13 protein-coding genes are annotated in these 14232 nt (G+C 44.0%); 7 read left to right on the top strand and 6 right to left on the bottom strand.

What is annotated here, in order from left to right:
- Positions 1-93: 93 nt before the first annotated feature.
- From EX191_RS07620 to pcp, 3 genes are all read right to left on the bottom strand, one after another.
- Complete coding sequence (locus EX191_RS07620) at positions 94-1080, bottom strand: CobW family GTP-binding protein (protein ID WP_193447478.1); 987 nt, start codon at positions 1078-1080, stop codon at positions 94-96.
- Positions 1081-1143: 63 nt separating this feature from the next.
- Positions 1144-1407 (bottom strand): hypothetical protein, encoded by a 264-nt coding sequence (locus EX191_RS07615; protein ID WP_005391057.1) that lies wholly within the window; start codon positions 1405-1407, stop codon positions 1144-1146.
- Positions 1408-1604: 197 nt separating this feature from the next.
- Complete coding sequence (gene pcp, locus EX191_RS07610; protein ID WP_193447477.1) at positions 1605-2243, bottom strand: pyroglutamyl-peptidase I; 639 nt, start codon at positions 2241-2243, stop codon at positions 1605-1607.
- 287 nt (positions 2244-2530) lie between these two features.
- On the opposite strand from pcp, the gene EX191_RS07605 reads away from it, so the two are divergent.
- The 4 genes from EX191_RS07605 (at position 2531) to trpB (ending at position 7465) form a co-directional block, all read left to right on the top strand.
- On the top strand, positions 2531-2779 hold the full coding sequence (locus tag EX191_RS07605) for a hypothetical protein (protein ID WP_005375646.1): 249 nt from the start codon (positions 2531-2533) through the stop codon (positions 2777-2779).
- 307 nt (positions 2780-3086) lie between these two features.
- Positions 3087-3299, top strand: coding sequence for a cold-shock protein (locus tag EX191_RS07600; RefSeq protein ID WP_005375644.1), 213 nt, complete (start codon positions 3087-3089; stop codon positions 3297-3299).
- A 294-nt stretch (positions 3300-3593) separates the two neighbouring features.
- On the top strand, positions 3594-5840 hold the full coding sequence (gene rnr, locus EX191_RS07595; protein ID WP_193447476.1) for a ribonuclease R: 2247 nt from the start codon (positions 3594-3596) through the stop codon (positions 5838-5840).
- A gap of 401 nt (positions 5841-6241) precedes the next feature.
- A complete protein-coding gene (gene trpB, locus EX191_RS07590; RefSeq protein ID WP_048625224.1) occupies positions 6242-7465 on the top strand; it encodes a tryptophan synthase subunit beta in 1224 nt (407 codons plus the stop codon).
- Positions 7466-7660: 195 nt separating this feature from the next.
- Here trpB and EX191_RS07585 read toward each other — a convergent pair whose 3' ends face one another.
- A complete protein-coding gene (locus tag EX191_RS07585; RefSeq protein ID WP_085344663.1) occupies positions 7661-9118 on the bottom strand; it encodes a DUF3360 domain-containing protein in 1458 nt (485 codons plus the stop codon).
- A 487-nt stretch (positions 9119-9605) separates the two neighbouring features.
- Between EX191_RS07585 and EX191_RS07580 the strand changes: the two genes are divergently transcribed.
- Positions 9606-10019 (top strand): VF530 family protein, encoded by a 414-nt coding sequence (locus tag EX191_RS07580; RefSeq protein ID WP_005391068.1) that lies wholly within the window; start codon positions 9606-9608, stop codon positions 10017-10019.
- Between the two features lie 150 nt (positions 10020-10169).
- Here the strand turns inward: EX191_RS07580 and EX191_RS07575 are convergent, their stop codons facing one another.
- Both EX191_RS07575 and EX191_RS07570 read right to left on the bottom strand, forming a co-directional pair.
- Positions 10170-11420, bottom strand: a complete 1251-nt coding sequence (locus EX191_RS07575; RefSeq protein ID WP_104973814.1) for a DEAD/DEAH box helicase — start codon at positions 11418-11420, stop codon at positions 10170-10172.
- 371 nt (positions 11421-11791) lie between these two features.
- Entirely contained in the window at positions 11792-11950 is a 159-nt protein-coding gene (locus tag EX191_RS07570; RefSeq protein WP_164665753.1) for a hypothetical protein, read from the bottom strand.
- A gap of 37 nt (positions 11951-11987) precedes the next feature.
- Between EX191_RS07570 and EX191_RS07565 the strand changes: the two genes are divergently transcribed.
- Together EX191_RS07565 and yidZ are read left to right on the top strand one after the other, a co-directional pair.
- Positions 11988-13193, top strand: coding sequence for an MFS transporter (locus EX191_RS07565; protein ID WP_193447475.1), 1206 nt, complete (start codon positions 11988-11990; stop codon positions 13191-13193).
- Positions 13168-14124 carry an HTH-type transcriptional regulator YidZ gene (yidZ, locus tag EX191_RS07560; RefSeq protein ID WP_193447474.1) on the top strand — a complete coding sequence of 319 codons (957 nt, stop codon included), beginning with the start codon at positions 13168-13170 and terminating at the stop codon, positions 14122-14124. Before EX191_RS07565 ends, yidZ begins: the two co-directional genes overlap by 26 nt.
- The last annotated feature ends 108 nt before the right edge of the window (positions 14125-14232 follow it).

The following is a 14232-nucleotide window of genomic DNA, read 5'->3' as shown; positions in this document are numbered from 1 at the left end:
TATCTCACTTTTCTCATTGAAACGCTACAAAAGCAAAAACGGCGAACGCAGACAGATTGCTGGTTCACCGTTTCCGTTTAACATTTGTTCGATTTAACGCTTGATGCCAGACAACTGAAGGAGAATTTGCTCAAGTTCATCCCATGGCAACAGCTGAGAATCTATCACTTCTAATCGTGATTCAAACCCTTCTAAGCTGATTTCATTCACCGACACGACTCGGTTGGCAACATTAAACGCGTAACACCCCTGATCCGTGTTGACCACCGCTTTAACACGTTCCGCCGTTAATTCCGAAAGCATTGAGAAAAGTTTATCAAAATCAAACGTGTACTCTGCCCCAAACAACCACCCGCAACTAAAATACCCTTGCCCTTTGTTCTCTTTACGCACAAAGGCTTCACCTGGCGGCAACTGGAATTGAGGCTCTTGGTGAGCATGGTCATGATGATGTGACTCGATATGGGAAGAAGCGCTGCCGTAAACCCGTTCGATATCCAAGACTTCTATCGGTAACTCACCGTCATGAATAAGCTTACTGAATACTTTTGAGGGAGATTGGTCCGTCACCCAGTCATTAAACACATCAATGTCGTGACTGGTACAAAGGTCAACCTTACTGCCTATAACCACATCTGCGCTGTCTAACTGGTCCACGAAATTTTGGTTAGAAAGGTACTTTTCATTACTTAAGTTACGCGGATCAACCAGAGCGATCGTCGCTTTTAGATCAACGTAAGGTTCATACTGTTCTGAGGTAAGCGTCGCGATAACCTGTTTTGGATGACCAAGGCCTGTCGGCTCAATCAATAAACGGTCCGGTTTTTGGCGCAGTAACGCGGTAATACCGACCGACATCGGCACGCCCGCCGTGCAACACATACAGCCACCCGGTACTTCTTTAATCAGCGCACCTTGGTCTGTCATCAATGCACCGTCGATGCCAATCTCACCAAATTCATTGACCAAAACCGCCCAGTTTTCGTTTTCCGGTTTGTTCTTCAGTAGATTTAAAATCGTGGTCGTTTTACCGACACCCAAAAATCCGGTCAGTAGGTTGGTTGGTACTCGATTTGACATGCTTATCTCCGACACGTTAGTGCATTAATGCTCCAGCAAAGCATACGGAGAATGTGACTCGCTTCAACGCTTTTTATCGCGCTCATCAAGCTCATTGCGTGATGCGTGGGTACACATTTTTTGAGAATGATCAGAGTGACTTATCAACTCTGAACGCTTCATATCAGAAAGATACATACTGGTGTAAATGACGCAGGTAAAAAACGCGATAATAGCGACTACGATGGGAAGAACTCCGAGTGTGTTTTCGAATTTAAGCGCAGCGATAGCCAATGCGAAAACAACGACAGAGATAAGTGCGATAGACTTACTTTTGTTGCTTTTCATGATAACTCGCCTTTCGTAAGGGTAGCCCCTAATACCTCCTGTATTAGAGGAGTGCCAGTTTGAACAACATCCAACCTGACTATTCAATGCTACTCCTTTCGCTACTTGTGAAATTTGACAAAGCTAACATTTATTACAACATCAAACGATGAACTTATTACTAGCTTTCAGACACTTAGTGGACTGTAAAACACTTACTAGCAAATCGACCCGCCGCTAACCAATATGTCGTTTTCATTGGCAATACAAACTTGAGCCACCAGCCTTAGCCCTTCGACTATCATCTCCAGAGACATGGAAGGCTGACTGCCATTTGCTGCTTGTTCTGGCAATAATGGGATATGAACAAACCCATGACGAATAGGTTTGTCTTTTAGATAATGTTGAATGCCATAAAAAAGGTGGTTACATACAAATGTTCCGGCACTGTTGGAAATCTGGCTAGGTATCCCCTGCTTTTGCAGCGTTTGAACAATACGCTTTATCGGCAGCGTCGAGAAGTAAGCATCTGGGCCATCAGCCACTACAGGTTCATCAATCGGCTGATGACCAGCGTTATCTGGAATACGAAAATCATCCACATTAATTGCGACACGCTCTGGGGTGATCACGCCACGTCCAGCCGCTTGCCCAACGGTAATCACACAATCTGGCTGGTGCGCTTCTATTGCATCAATAACGGTATTCACTGACTCATGCCGAATCACAGGAACTGGGCAAGTAACGATCATGGCATCTTCTATTGCCACAGCCTCTAATCGCTTCACCGCTTCTAAAGCGGGGTTAATGGCGTCACCACCAAAAGGTTCAAAACCGGTAATCAGGACTTTCTTCATAACAACCTTTAGGAAAAGAGTTTCACAAATTATTGCACTCCCCTTCACCCCATCCAATAACAAAAGTATTGTTGACATAAGCCAGACAACATTATGTGACTCATGTCTAACCAGCGAGGGTTTTCACTTTATTGAATCTAGACAAGTTCCGGACTATCGAGACTAACTATCGATGATTAGTGGCAGGGCGAGGCTCTCTCATTACATGGCTCACGCAGAAACTTGGTTTCCACGCTTAACTTAGGTAGAGTACGCGACCGCAATGCAATTCGAAGAGATTGAATACAATGAATATTGATAACCATGTAATCGAAACGATTGAAGAGTTAGAGGCATTTCTGCATTTAGTAGAAAGCGGCGCTCTGGGTCTTGAAGGTGTCACTGGCGTTGCGCTAGCCACCTCTAATACCGATGGCCGTCCATTTGTTGCCGTATTAGGAGAAAAGCACCAATTGCTCCTTGGCCGCTGGGTTTCGCAGCACGTATATGACAATGGTAAAGACATCGTTCGTAACGGCCCAACCAGAAAACACTAAGCGCTCAGCACCATCTATAACACCATACCGTCTTATACACCAAGCGTATGCTTTGAAAGCAATGCGCTTGGTGTACTTAAAAAATAAAAAAAGAAAAGGCTAGCCTTTATTAATTTTGTCGGTATACTGCACATCAGCTCTTACGGAAAGAGCTATTAATGTAATTAAAGATCAAAGTTTCTCTCAGTTCCACATCGAATTCCTCGTTTACGTTCCTGCGACAAAATAGTTATCTCTAAAATCATATAGTAGCACTTGATATTAGCTAAAAATTCAATATTTAAAACAATCAAATATAGAGGTATCTATGTCTAATAAATTAACTGGTTCAGTAAAATGGTTCAACGAAACTAAAGGTTTTGGTTTTATTTCTCAAGACAATGGCGGTGATGACGTATTCGTTCACTTCCGTTCTATTGTTTCTGAAGGCTTCAAAACTCTTACTGAAGGCCAAAAAGTATCGTTCGTTGTTGAACAAGGTAACAAAGGTTTACAAGCTGCTGAAGTAACTGCACTGTAATTCTTTGTGTGGCATCAACGTTGTTGGTGCCACCATCCCCTTCCACTTATTACCGCCCTTACTATTCTCTATCTAAGTTTATATACCCAAATCACTTACCTCTCCCACACCGTCATTAATCACTTTCAATAAAGTCACTTTGGTATACATCTTTAGGTAATCACACTACCTATCTTGCAATTCCAGTTTGGAATTAAGTTAATCTGATTCATATCTGAATCACTTCGCCTCATGCTTTGCTCATATAAATAAAGTTTATAAAATAAAAGCGATTGGCGAATATAAGAGAAAAAAATGAAATTAAATATATCCGCACAATCAATAAATTCTAATAATTACGAGCACATTATCCCTAGCCGAGACGTTATCCTTAGCCTATTCGATAAAGTTAAAAATCACTTAAGTCACGAGCAAATTTCTCGCTCTACTGGCTTAGATGAGAAACCACAAAAAGACGCTTTAAAAAAACGTTTACGCGCTATGGAGCGCGATGGCCAGTTGATTTTCACGCATCGCCGTGGCTATAAGAAAGTCGATCAAACCGCTTTGGTTTCTGGAAAGGTCAGCATTCACGCAGACGGCTTTGGTTTTGTCACTTACGACAGTAATGAAAAAGACCTTTTCTTACCTAAACACCAACTTACTCATGTGTTTGATGGCGATATCGTACTGGTTCTGAAAGGCAATGCTCAGCATCAAGGACGCTCAAATCATCGTTTCATCAAAATAGTGGAACGAAAAACAACCCACATCGTAGGCTTGTTAAAGAGAAAAGGTTCGAACTTCTATCTAGTGCCAGAAAGCGCGAAACTGACTCAAACCATTCATGTCACACCAAATGATCTTATCGCCAAAAGTGCCGGTAAACTCGTTCATTGTAAAGTCACGGCCTATCCAGATCACAGACAATCAACAACAGTTGAAGTGGCTGAAGTATTAGGGCGTCCGGGAGAAGCAGGGATTGAAGTTAAATTGGCGTTACGTCGACATGGCATCAATGACCATTGGGATGATGAAGTTCTTCACGCTGCTTCCGCATTTGGCAATCACGTAGAAGAAAAAGACAAAACGTCCCGAGTGGATTATCGAGATTTACCGTTCGTCACTATCGATGGGGACGACGCGAAAGACTTTGATGATGCCGTTTATGCATACCAAATGGACAATGGGCATTGGAAGTTATTCGTCGCGATTGCAGACGTATCTCACTACGTTCAGCCAAACGACCATTTAGATCTTGAGGCGCAATCTCGTGCAACGTCCGTTTACTTCCCCGGATACGTTGTACCAATGCTACCAGAAACATTATCTAACGGTTTGTGCTCGCTTAACCCGAATGAAGACCGATTGGTTATGGTATGTGAGATGACCTTTGACGACGAAGGTAACATGCTAGATTCAGAGTTTTCTGAAGGGATCATTCACTCACATGCTCGTTTAACTTATAACGAAGCTTACCGCATTGTTTCCCAATCAACGGAAGCAAAAAAATACCAAGGTAAGAACCCAAAACAAAACATTAAACAGCATCTGGTGAATCTCCATCGCTTGTATTTGAACCTATCTGGTCAACGTCAAGTCCGTGGTGCCATTGATTTTGACACGCAAGAGCTTTCATTCACGTTAAACAATAAAAAGAAAATCGCGTCCATCGTTCCTGTAGTTCGAAATGATGCCCACCGAATGATCGAAGAATTCATGCTGTGTGCCAACGTTGCCACCGCTCAATTTTTGCAGCAACAAAAAATACCGAGCTTATACCGCGTGCACTCTGGTCCTCAGATGAAAAAACTGTCTTCATTAAGAATGATGCTTGCAGACAAAGGGCTAACGCTTGCGGGTGGTGATAAACCAACTTCTCATGACTACAACGCATTACTGGAGCAAGTACGAGATTTAGATGAGTGTGATGTGATTCGTACCCTACTGCTACGTTCTCAGAGTCAAGCCGAGTATTCGCCGAAGAATATGGGTCACTTCGGTTTAGCTTATGACGCATACGCGCACTTTACTTCGCCAATTCGTCGTTACCCAGACTTACTAGTTCACCGCGCCATTCGCGCTAAACTTCGAGAGCAAAAAACAGGCAAGCTACGCAGTCTGCTCATGAAACTAAAACCTATTCGTCAATTGACAGGTGCTGCTAACAACTACCCTTACGATACAAAAGTAATCGAGCAACTGAGCGTGCACTGTTCGCATCAATCTCGTCAGGCAGATGAAGTGAGTCGAGAGGTTGAGTCAGCACTGAAATGTCATTACATGAAGCCATTTATCGGGCAACACTTCATGGGGACGGTGTCTGGAGTCACACACTTCGGAGTATTTGTTGAGTTAGAGGAAAACCGAATCGAAGGTCTCATTCCTTTATCAAGTTTCCAAAATGGTGAGTTCGAATTTGATGCAGTCAAACAAAAAATTTCCAGCCAGAGCACCACGTTTACTTTAGGGACTAAAGTGCACGTGTTGGTTAAAGACGTCGATTCGAAACAAAGAAAGATCATGTTCAATTTAAAAGATGCAGAACACACGGTAGGTTAGTCTGTCGTAGTCTATTTTCTAACCCATTGTTCAAAAATAAAAAATAAGCTTTAGATACCGCGATTAACTTGTGACATTTCGCTGACATCAGCTCATTCTAAAACCCTAATATCTGGCAAAGGAAACGAATCTAACTTTTGTTTCCAGACACCATCGCAGAGTGTATTTCCAGCACTCTGTTTGCCTCGAGAGGTTCTTATGACAGCCTAGGATCTCTCGGGGCTTTTTTGCGCCTCTTAAACCTTACCTTATGTTGTATCCAACCCGTTACCAACCACACAAATTGTACTTTTTAACTAGTGCACTAGATCGCGAACTCTGATTTAAGCAACTGATCACACAACCACTTCTAAATTTTGGGTATAAAAGTATCAATACTTTCGTTAACTAGGATGTAAATAATGAAAAACTCGTTTGATCTCACCATGCCCAATGAAGAAGGATACTTTGGTGAATACGGTGGTAGCTTCGTGCCGCCGGAGCTTGAACAAATCATGCGTGACATCAACGCAGCTTATGAGGAATGCAGCAAAGATCCTGAATTTAAAGCGGAACTTGCTCGCCTGTATAAGCACTTTGTTGGACGACCTAGCCCAATCTTCCATGCAGAAAACTTGTCTAAGAAATACGGAGCAGACATCTACCTAAAGCGCGAAGACTTAAACCATACAGGCGCACATAAAATTAACCACTGCTTAGGAGAAGCCATTCTCGCTAAAAAGATGGGTAAGAAGAAACTGATTGCTGAAACTGGCGCAGGACAACATGGTGTCGCGCTTGCGACAGCCGCCGCACTGGTTGGCTTGAAGTGCGATATTTACATGGGTGAAGTTGATATTGCCAAAGAGCACCCGAATGTCGTCCGTATGAGAATCCTTGGTGCCAATGTCATCCCTGCCACTCACGGGCGCAAGACTCTCAAAGAAGCGGTTGATTCTGCCTTCGAAGCCTACTTAAAAGATCCTGACACACAACTTTACGCGATAGGATCCGTCGTTGGCCCTCACCCATTCCCAAAAATGGTACGAGATTTCCAGTCAATTATCGGCAACGAAGCACGTGTTCAATTCAAAGAAATGACTGGTAAGCTACCCAATAATCTCGTTGCATGTGTTGGGGGAGGATCTAATGCGATGGGGCTATTTACTGCTTTCTTAGACGATGAACAAGTCGCTATTCACGGCGTCGAGCCAGCGGGCCGCTCTTTGCAAAAGGTTGGCGAGCATGCTGCAACACTCACACTCGGTGAGCCAGGTATTATGCACGGATTTAAGTCTTACATGCTCAAAGATGAGCAAGGCGAACCTCAAGAAGTGTACTCTGTAGCAAGTGGCTTAGATTACCCATCGGTTGGGCCTCAGCATAGTTACTTAAAAGACATTGGCCGTGTCAATTACGGCTCAATCACCGATGACGAAGCGATTGATGCCTTCTTTGAACTGTCTCGCGAAGAGGGGATTATTCCAGCGATTGAATCTTCACACGCTGTCGCTTACGCGATTAAACTCGCGAAGCAAGGAGAAACTGGCTCAATTCTTATCAACTTATCCGGTCGCGGTGACAAAGACATTGATTTTGTCGTTGAACACTACGGCGCAAAATACGGCATTGAATCAATTATTTAGTCCCCGTTTGGTAGGCTAACTGTCTATACAAAAAGCTACCTATGCTAGGTAGCTTTTTGTTTGCGCCTTATTTCCCCTACATGCTCTTTAAAGGCTTAACTACACAGTCCAAATCTTTTACTTTTGAGAAATAGGCATAGCTTGAGAAAGCCCTATCACTCACCACTCCAACTATGCCTTTAGAGCGTAATTCGATTAACCGATCAGAGCAGGAATGCCCGGAAGCTGACCAACGACAGCAAGGGAGCCTGCACAGACGATAAATGCAGTGCCAGGAATCAGGTATTTATCTTTTCTCGAGAGTTCGTTGGCACGCTCATGGTCGCCGATAAGTCCAAGGTTATCCAGCAGCATAGTGATTGCCCAGCCAAAGACTGGATTAACGAATGCACAGGCAAAAATACAGATACCTGCACTGAGTGAATCTTTATGCTTGTGGATCATCTGCATACCCGCTTCTAAAAGTGGTAAGAATACACCGACAATCAAAGCAACACGCAGAACAGGCTCCCACATCGCTAGATCCATAGGGTAACCAATTACCGCCGCGGCAATACACATGAACCCCGTTAACAGTGCGCCACCTGGAATCGGACGTTTGGCAATTGCGGCAGGAATCATGTAAGTACCCCAAGAAGAAGCCAGGTTACCGCCCCCTAATAGTGAGCCAACCCCCTGACGAACAGACGCTCCGACCATCGTGTCGTCGACATCCATTAGCACGCCTTTCGCCTCTTTTGGGTAGTTAAGTTCTTGAAACACACGATGGCCTAGGTAGTCAGGTGACCACATAGCGACTGCCAGTAGCGCAAATGGAGTCACGGCAATAAAGTGCTCCAGGGTTGGCCAGCCTAGTTGCCAGCCAGTATTTTCACCCCACCAGTAGAATGGACTGAAATTAGGCAGGCCCGGCTCTGTGGTAAAAGCAAACTCAGCGCCCATCAAATAAGCAACAATCCCCGCGAGTGCAGAACACAGTGGGATTGCCAACCAACGCTTGTTGATCTTAGCTAGGTAGGCATAAACCATAACCGTTAGACCAATAACCACAAACGAGATGTAACCTTGGTCTGTACTCGCAGCCCACGCCTCAGTCTTATTGATCTGTCCGAGCAACCCAACAGCGCCTAGGTAGATCAATAACCCTCCTCGAACCCCAATGCCAGTCAAGGTCATGAGTTTAGAACCGCCTTTAGTCAAAGCGAGAATTAAGCCAAAAGCACATACCATCAAGCCAAGCGCCAGAGGATGCCCTCCTGCGGCAGCAATCATGGGAATCAGCGGTATCATTGGGCCGTGGGTACCGGCTAAGTTTGCGTTCGGGTTTAGGATGGCAGAAAACAAAATAACGAACAAAGCACCCGCGATAAGCAATTCGTAACGCACATTTTCTGCAACGAACTCCGGAGATAAACCGAACTGAGCAGCAAATGCAGCAACCATGGCGGTGACCATCACCACTTTACCAATGGTTGCGGCTAATGCAGGCACCCAGTCTTCGATTTCAATACTGTAATCACGTGATGGCAAATGAATACCCCAGCGACGAAAGCTCATGATGGTTAAATCATGGTTTAGAAAGTCTTCACGACTTTCAAATTCATGCGGTTTTTTGCGCACATCCCTGTAAAAGGTCTTACTTGAGTCAGACATTGAGCTATCCTTTGTTATATTTCAACGTTGAACTATGCCAACTAGAGTTTCGCTTGGTATACAGACCAATACGAGACAACACCCACATCAAACATCGAGGCCACACTAAGAAAGTGGTATGGCTAATTTTTGATTTGAACCTATTAAGCATGTATTGCTATCGGTAGGAATATTAGACATTAGTAAAAGAACAACAAAAATCTCACTTATTACACAAAGATTTAACATCACATTAGAGTACGCTGATCTTTAGTGAGAGTTTTTGAACAGCAATTCAAGAAGAGGAACAGTCGCAACTCCACCTGTGCTTTTCAAGGTAGAAAAAACATATCCGTATTCACATAGGTAATTGGTTAATTTGGCTCATGCAAGTACGCACTAACAACATCAAATCGAGTTGCAATCCAAACTATCGCTGCCTAACTATAGATATCTCTGTAATGTATACTTTGCTAAACTCCATCCTTTGATGAGTAAGGCCCCTAAAATGATGACTGACGAAGAAAGAATCGAACTGCAACGAAATAACCCACTGCACGGGTTAAAGCTAGAAACTATGTTGCAAGAGTTGGTGGATTTTTATGGCTGGGACATTCTAGATACAGCAATGCGCTTTAATTGCTTTAACACTAAGCCTTCGATTGCAAGTAGTGTGAAGTATTTAAAGAAGACCGAATGGGCGAGAGAAAAATTAGAAAACTTTTACCTTTATCGCTTTAAGCGCATGCCACGCGCAAGTGAAGAAGAATATGATTTACCACCGAGAGCTCGTACGTTCCCGCATGGTCTTGAACCTAAAGAGCCAATGCCGCTAACCGTTGACTCTATCCTCAAGTCACAAGCTAAAGCTGCATCCGCATTTAAAAAACGTTCACCTCGTGGACGTCCGACGCGTCGATAGTACATAACCTTGAAAAGCAATAGAGCCCTACTGGTAGTTCCAGTAAGGCTCTATTGTTCTTTAAAGAAATGGCTAGAAGCGAATACTCAAGCTAGTGCGCCCCATTCTCCAGCGCCTCCCGTAAGTAAACTCACAGGTTGTTTACGTATTCTATTGACTACGCTTTTTCTTCTTTTTACCCGTACCTGCCGGCTTTGCTCGCGGCTTCATTGGTAAAAAGTAGGCTTCACTCTGATCGTCTTCCACTTCAAAACCTACTACCTGCTCGCGTTCAAGTTGGAACTTATTTTTCTTTTCTATCACTTTGAAATGGTGGTAGTCATCGTAATCGATAAGAGATAACCCTAGACCCACTTCACCAGCACGACCACTACGCCCTATTCGATGCATATAGTCAGCAGGACTACGTGGAAGATCGAAGTTAATCACCACTGGCAGCTTTTCAATATCAAGGCCACGTGCTGCGATATCGGTGGCAATAAGAACTTGAATCTCGCCAGACTTAAAACCGTCAAGTACACGAGTACGAGCGCCCTGCCCTTTATCACCATGGAAAACTTCAGCAGTAATACCGCGTTTTGACAGCTTTTGAGCTAAATGGTTACAGGCATTCTTAGCATTCACAAAAATCAAAGTCTGTCGCCACTGATGCTGTTTGATTAAGTGCGCAAGTACCGCCGTTTTCTCACCTTTATTTACACTAAACACGCGTTGCACCAAAGTGCTGGCTTCTGCGCTCTGCAACTGAACTTCAACAGGGTCGCGGAGCAAGTGCTGAGACAGCGTCGTGACTTTATCAGGGAAAGTAGCAGAAAATAGCAGCGTCTGTTTTTTCTCTGGCAGTAACGCAAGAATCTTATTGAGTTCTTCGGTAAATCCGAGGCTCAACATACGGTCAGCTTCATCGAGCACGAGCGTTTTTACTTGGTCCAACTTAATCGCGTTACTGGATACCAGATCAAGTAATCGACCCGGCGTAGCTACGATAATGTCACAGCCACCACGAAGCGCCAGCATTTGTGGGTTCACCGATACACCACCAAATACGGCAACCGTTTTGATCTTATCTCTAAGATGGTATGAGTAAGATTTGACGTTGTATGCCACCTGTGATGCCAGCTCACGAGTTGGAACTAAAATCAGGTGAGAAACGAAGTTACCACGGCGATGATTTGTTTCGTTTTGCTGAACAATTTTTTGCAGAATTGGCAGCGAAAAAGCAGCGGTTTTACCAGATCCCGTATTGGCACCGCCAACAATGTCTTTCCCTTCAAGGATATAAGGAATGGTATGAGATTGAATGGGCGTCGGTTGGCTGTATTCTAACGCTTCTAGTCGCTCGACTAAGGTTGGAATCAGGCCAAGATCGGCAAATGTCGCTTGCTGTGTTTTATCTGTCATTACGATGAGTGGCTCAGTGCTAGTAAAGGCCGTGTATCTTATGCTATTTCGCGTCTGGATGTTAGAGATAATGAGCCAAACAGAAGACTGGTGAGAGAAGCACTGTAGGGAGCAGGAATTTCCTTTCACTAAAATGAGTTAATGGTTTCTATAACCCTCACGATGGTAGCGTTCGCGACGAACACTGGAAAAAGGAGCCAGGCCAGTCTGACTCCTGTAAAGCCAAAACACATTGTATCTTGGAAAAATTAAGGTTGCAGAGACAGACCAGCTCCGCTTGAAAGGCTTAATCATACTATCTAAACCTTCGGTGTTGAGAGCTTAATATAGCTTGAGAAAACTCCAGCTCACTAATGTCCATCGTTATCTATTTAGCTAATGTTGTGGACTCGGTTGTATAGATTACTTTCGCCCGATACCAGGTTCTTCTCAGTGTACGTTTGACTGCTGTAGCCACAATCGTTGCTGATGTCGTATATGGAAATACCTGTTGTCAGAAAGGTAACGCGCCAAGATGAGTAATGTTGCATATCATCCTCGTAAGCCCAATTCCTTCACGAGGTAGTAATGGAACAAATTAATTTACCCCGATATCTGATATGTAGCTTCGCCTTTGTGTTGCTTTATCCTACGGCAATAGATCTCTACTTGGTTGCTTTACCACAAATCGCCAATGACCTGTCTGCGAGCGAATCACAACTTCATATTGCCTTTTCTATTTACCTCGCTGGTCTAGCATCGACGATGGTTTTTGTTGGGCGAGCTGCTGATTGTTTTGGACGCAAACCTGTTGCCATTTGCGGTGCAGTGATTTTTACCCTTGCATCAATGTTCGCGGGCTCTGCTGAGACCAGTAATAGCTTCCTAATAATGCGCTTCTTTCAAGGTGTAGGTGCCGCATGTTGCTACGTAGTGGCCTTCGCCATTTTGCGCGACACTTTAGGTGAGCAAAAGCGAGCTAAGGTTCTATCGATGCTCAATGGAATTATCTGTTCTATCCCGGTACTTGCCCCCGTGATCGGCAATCTGATTATGATCAAGTTTCCGTGGCCCGTGTTATTCACTGCCATGGCGATGATGGGTATTGCGATAGGCTTAATTGCTTGCTTTGTCTTAAAAGAAACCTTGCCTAAAACCAAGCGCACACTTTTAGATATGAGTGAAGATTCGAACGAATCACTATATAACCGTTTTTTTATATCGCGCGTTATTTATACATCTTTAGGCGTCACAGCGATTATCTCTTATGTAAATACGTCACCAATGATAATAATGGATTCGATTGGCTTTACTCGAGGCGATTACTCAACCACGATGGCACTACTCGCAATGGTAGGTATGGCAACATCGTTTTCAGTCCCATTTGCTCTGTCTTACTTCAAACAAACCACATTGATGTTCGCTGCACAAATGACCAATTTTTTGTCGGCTATCGTTATTCTCGCGGCTCACTTGAATAGCGATAGTCCGACACTTTATATGGTAGGGTTCACTCTGCTCAGCATGAGTTTCCCTATGGGGTTTGGTGTGGCGATGAGTCAGGCGCTAAGTCAGTTTTCTCGTAAAGCTGGTCAGGCAAGTTCTATGCTTGGCATAGGGCAGGTTTCTTGGTCTGCGCTTTACATTTGGTTGATGGCGACGTTAGGTGTGTCGGCTGTGATGATGTTAATGATAGCGTTGGTTGCTAGTAGCGTTATTGGACTCTCCATAATATTATTATTTCCAAATCAGAACGTTAGTGAGCCTCATGAAGAAATCTCTTGCCCGACTTGATCTTAATTTACTGCTCACTCTGCAATTGCTACTGCAAGAGCAGAGTGTTACGAAAACGGCGAAAAAACTTAATGTAACTCCCTCAACCGTGAGTAAGTCTTTAGGCAAATTGCGCGCTTGGTTTGATGACCCGCTTTTTGTGAATACGCCGCAAGGCCTAAAACCAACAAATCTCGCGACAAACGTGCAAGTGCTTTTGTCAGACTGGATGCAGATCGGTAACCAGATTGTTTCACACCGAGGTGATGATGCGCCAAGCGGGGTTAAATTTCATCTTGGAGTAGAGTCGCCATTGTCACTCATCATGGCGGATGAACTGACCAAACGAATCCATGATTTTTACCCAGACTCAACGGTAAAGTTCCATAACTGGGATTACGACTCGTTAGACGCCATTACCAGCGGTGAGGTGGATATTGGTTTTACTGGCCGTGAAAGCTATCCTCGCTCCAAAGAGTCGTTAGAACTGCTCCCGTATTTTATTAATTTCGAAGTGCTGTTTTCGGATTTACCTATGGTGTATGTCCGCAAGGATCATCCTGCACTCAAGCAAGAGTGGAATTTAGATACTTTCTTAAGCTATGCCCACATCAATGTAGCATGGGAGAAAAATGACAGTTGGGCATTGGATGAGATCTTGGTTGAGCAGGGACACACTCGAAACGTTAGCCTAACGATGGCGAGTTTCGAGCAAGCTTTATTTGTTGCAGAAAAGCCCGATCATCAAATGTTAACCACAGCACCAAAATATTGTCAGCGATACTGCGAACAGCTTCACCCCAACTTAATAGCGTTGCCTATCCCCATTGCGGAAGATTATCAGCACAAGCTACTGATTCCATTTACTATGATTTGGCACAAACGCAATAACAAGAACCCTAAAATCGTGTGGTTGAGGGAGACGATAAAGAGCCTGTATGGCACAAGTTGAACGGGTAATTTTGAAGTACATTTAAAGCAAAGGAATGAACATTCTCCCCCCTTTATGTTGTCAATAACCGTAGGAGTGTGGTCTTGCCTTCCATTAGATTAAATATTT

The organism is Vibrio chemaguriensis (assembly GCF_012275705.1).
GTDB lineage: Bacteria > Pseudomonadota > Gammaproteobacteria > Enterobacterales > Vibrionaceae > Vibrio > Vibrio diabolicus.
Note: the sequence above shows the minus strand (reverse complement) of the source record. Positions and strands in the feature narration are given on the sequence as shown.

Bases quoted from the DNA above. Each gene is read 5' to 3' on its own strand.
- EX191_RS07580 (WP_005391068.1), top strand. From the start codon at position 9,606: ATGATGACTGACGAAGAAAGAATCGAACTGCAACGAAATAACCCACTG.
- EX191_RS07605 (WP_005375646.1), top strand. From the start codon at position 2,531: ATGAATATTGATAACCATGTAATCGAAACGATTGAAGAGTTAGAGGCA.
- EX191_RS07600 (WP_005375644.1), top strand. From the start codon at position 3,087: ATGTCTAATAAATTAACTGGTTCAGTAAAATGGTTCAACGAAACTAAA.
- EX191_RS07575 (WP_104973814.1), bottom strand. From the start codon at position 11,420: ATGACAGATAAAACACAGCAAGCGACATTTGCCGATCTTGGCCTGATT.
- EX191_RS07585 (WP_085344663.1), bottom strand. From the start codon at position 9,118: ATGTCTGACTCAAGTAAGACCTTTTACAGGGATGTGCGCAAAAAACCG.
- yidZ (WP_193447474.1), top strand. From the start codon at position 13,168: ATGAAGAAATCTCTTGCCCGACTTGATCTTAATTTACTGCTCACTCTG.
- rnr (WP_193447476.1), top strand. From the start codon at position 3,594: ATGAAATTAAATATATCCGCACAATCAATAAATTCTAATAATTACGAG.
- trpB (WP_048625224.1), top strand. From the start codon at position 6,242: ATGAAAAACTCGTTTGATCTCACCATGCCCAATGAAGAAGGATACTTT.
- pcp (WP_193447477.1), bottom strand. From the start codon at position 2,243: ATGAAGAAAGTCCTGATTACCGGTTTTGAACCTTTTGGTGGTGACGCC.
- EX191_RS07620 (WP_193447478.1), bottom strand. From the start codon at position 1,080: ATGTCAAATCGAGTACCAACCAACCTACTGACCGGATTTTTGGGTGTC.
- EX191_RS07565 (WP_193447475.1), top strand. From the start codon at position 11,988: ATGGAACAAATTAATTTACCCCGATATCTGATATGTAGCTTCGCCTTT.
- EX191_RS07570 (WP_164665753.1), bottom strand. From the start codon at position 11,950: ATGCAACATTACTCATCTTGGCGCGTTACCTTTCTGACAACAGGTATT.
- EX191_RS07615 (WP_005391057.1), bottom strand. From the start codon at position 1,407: ATGAAAAGCAACAAAAGTAAGTCTATCGCACTTATCTCTGTCGTTGTT.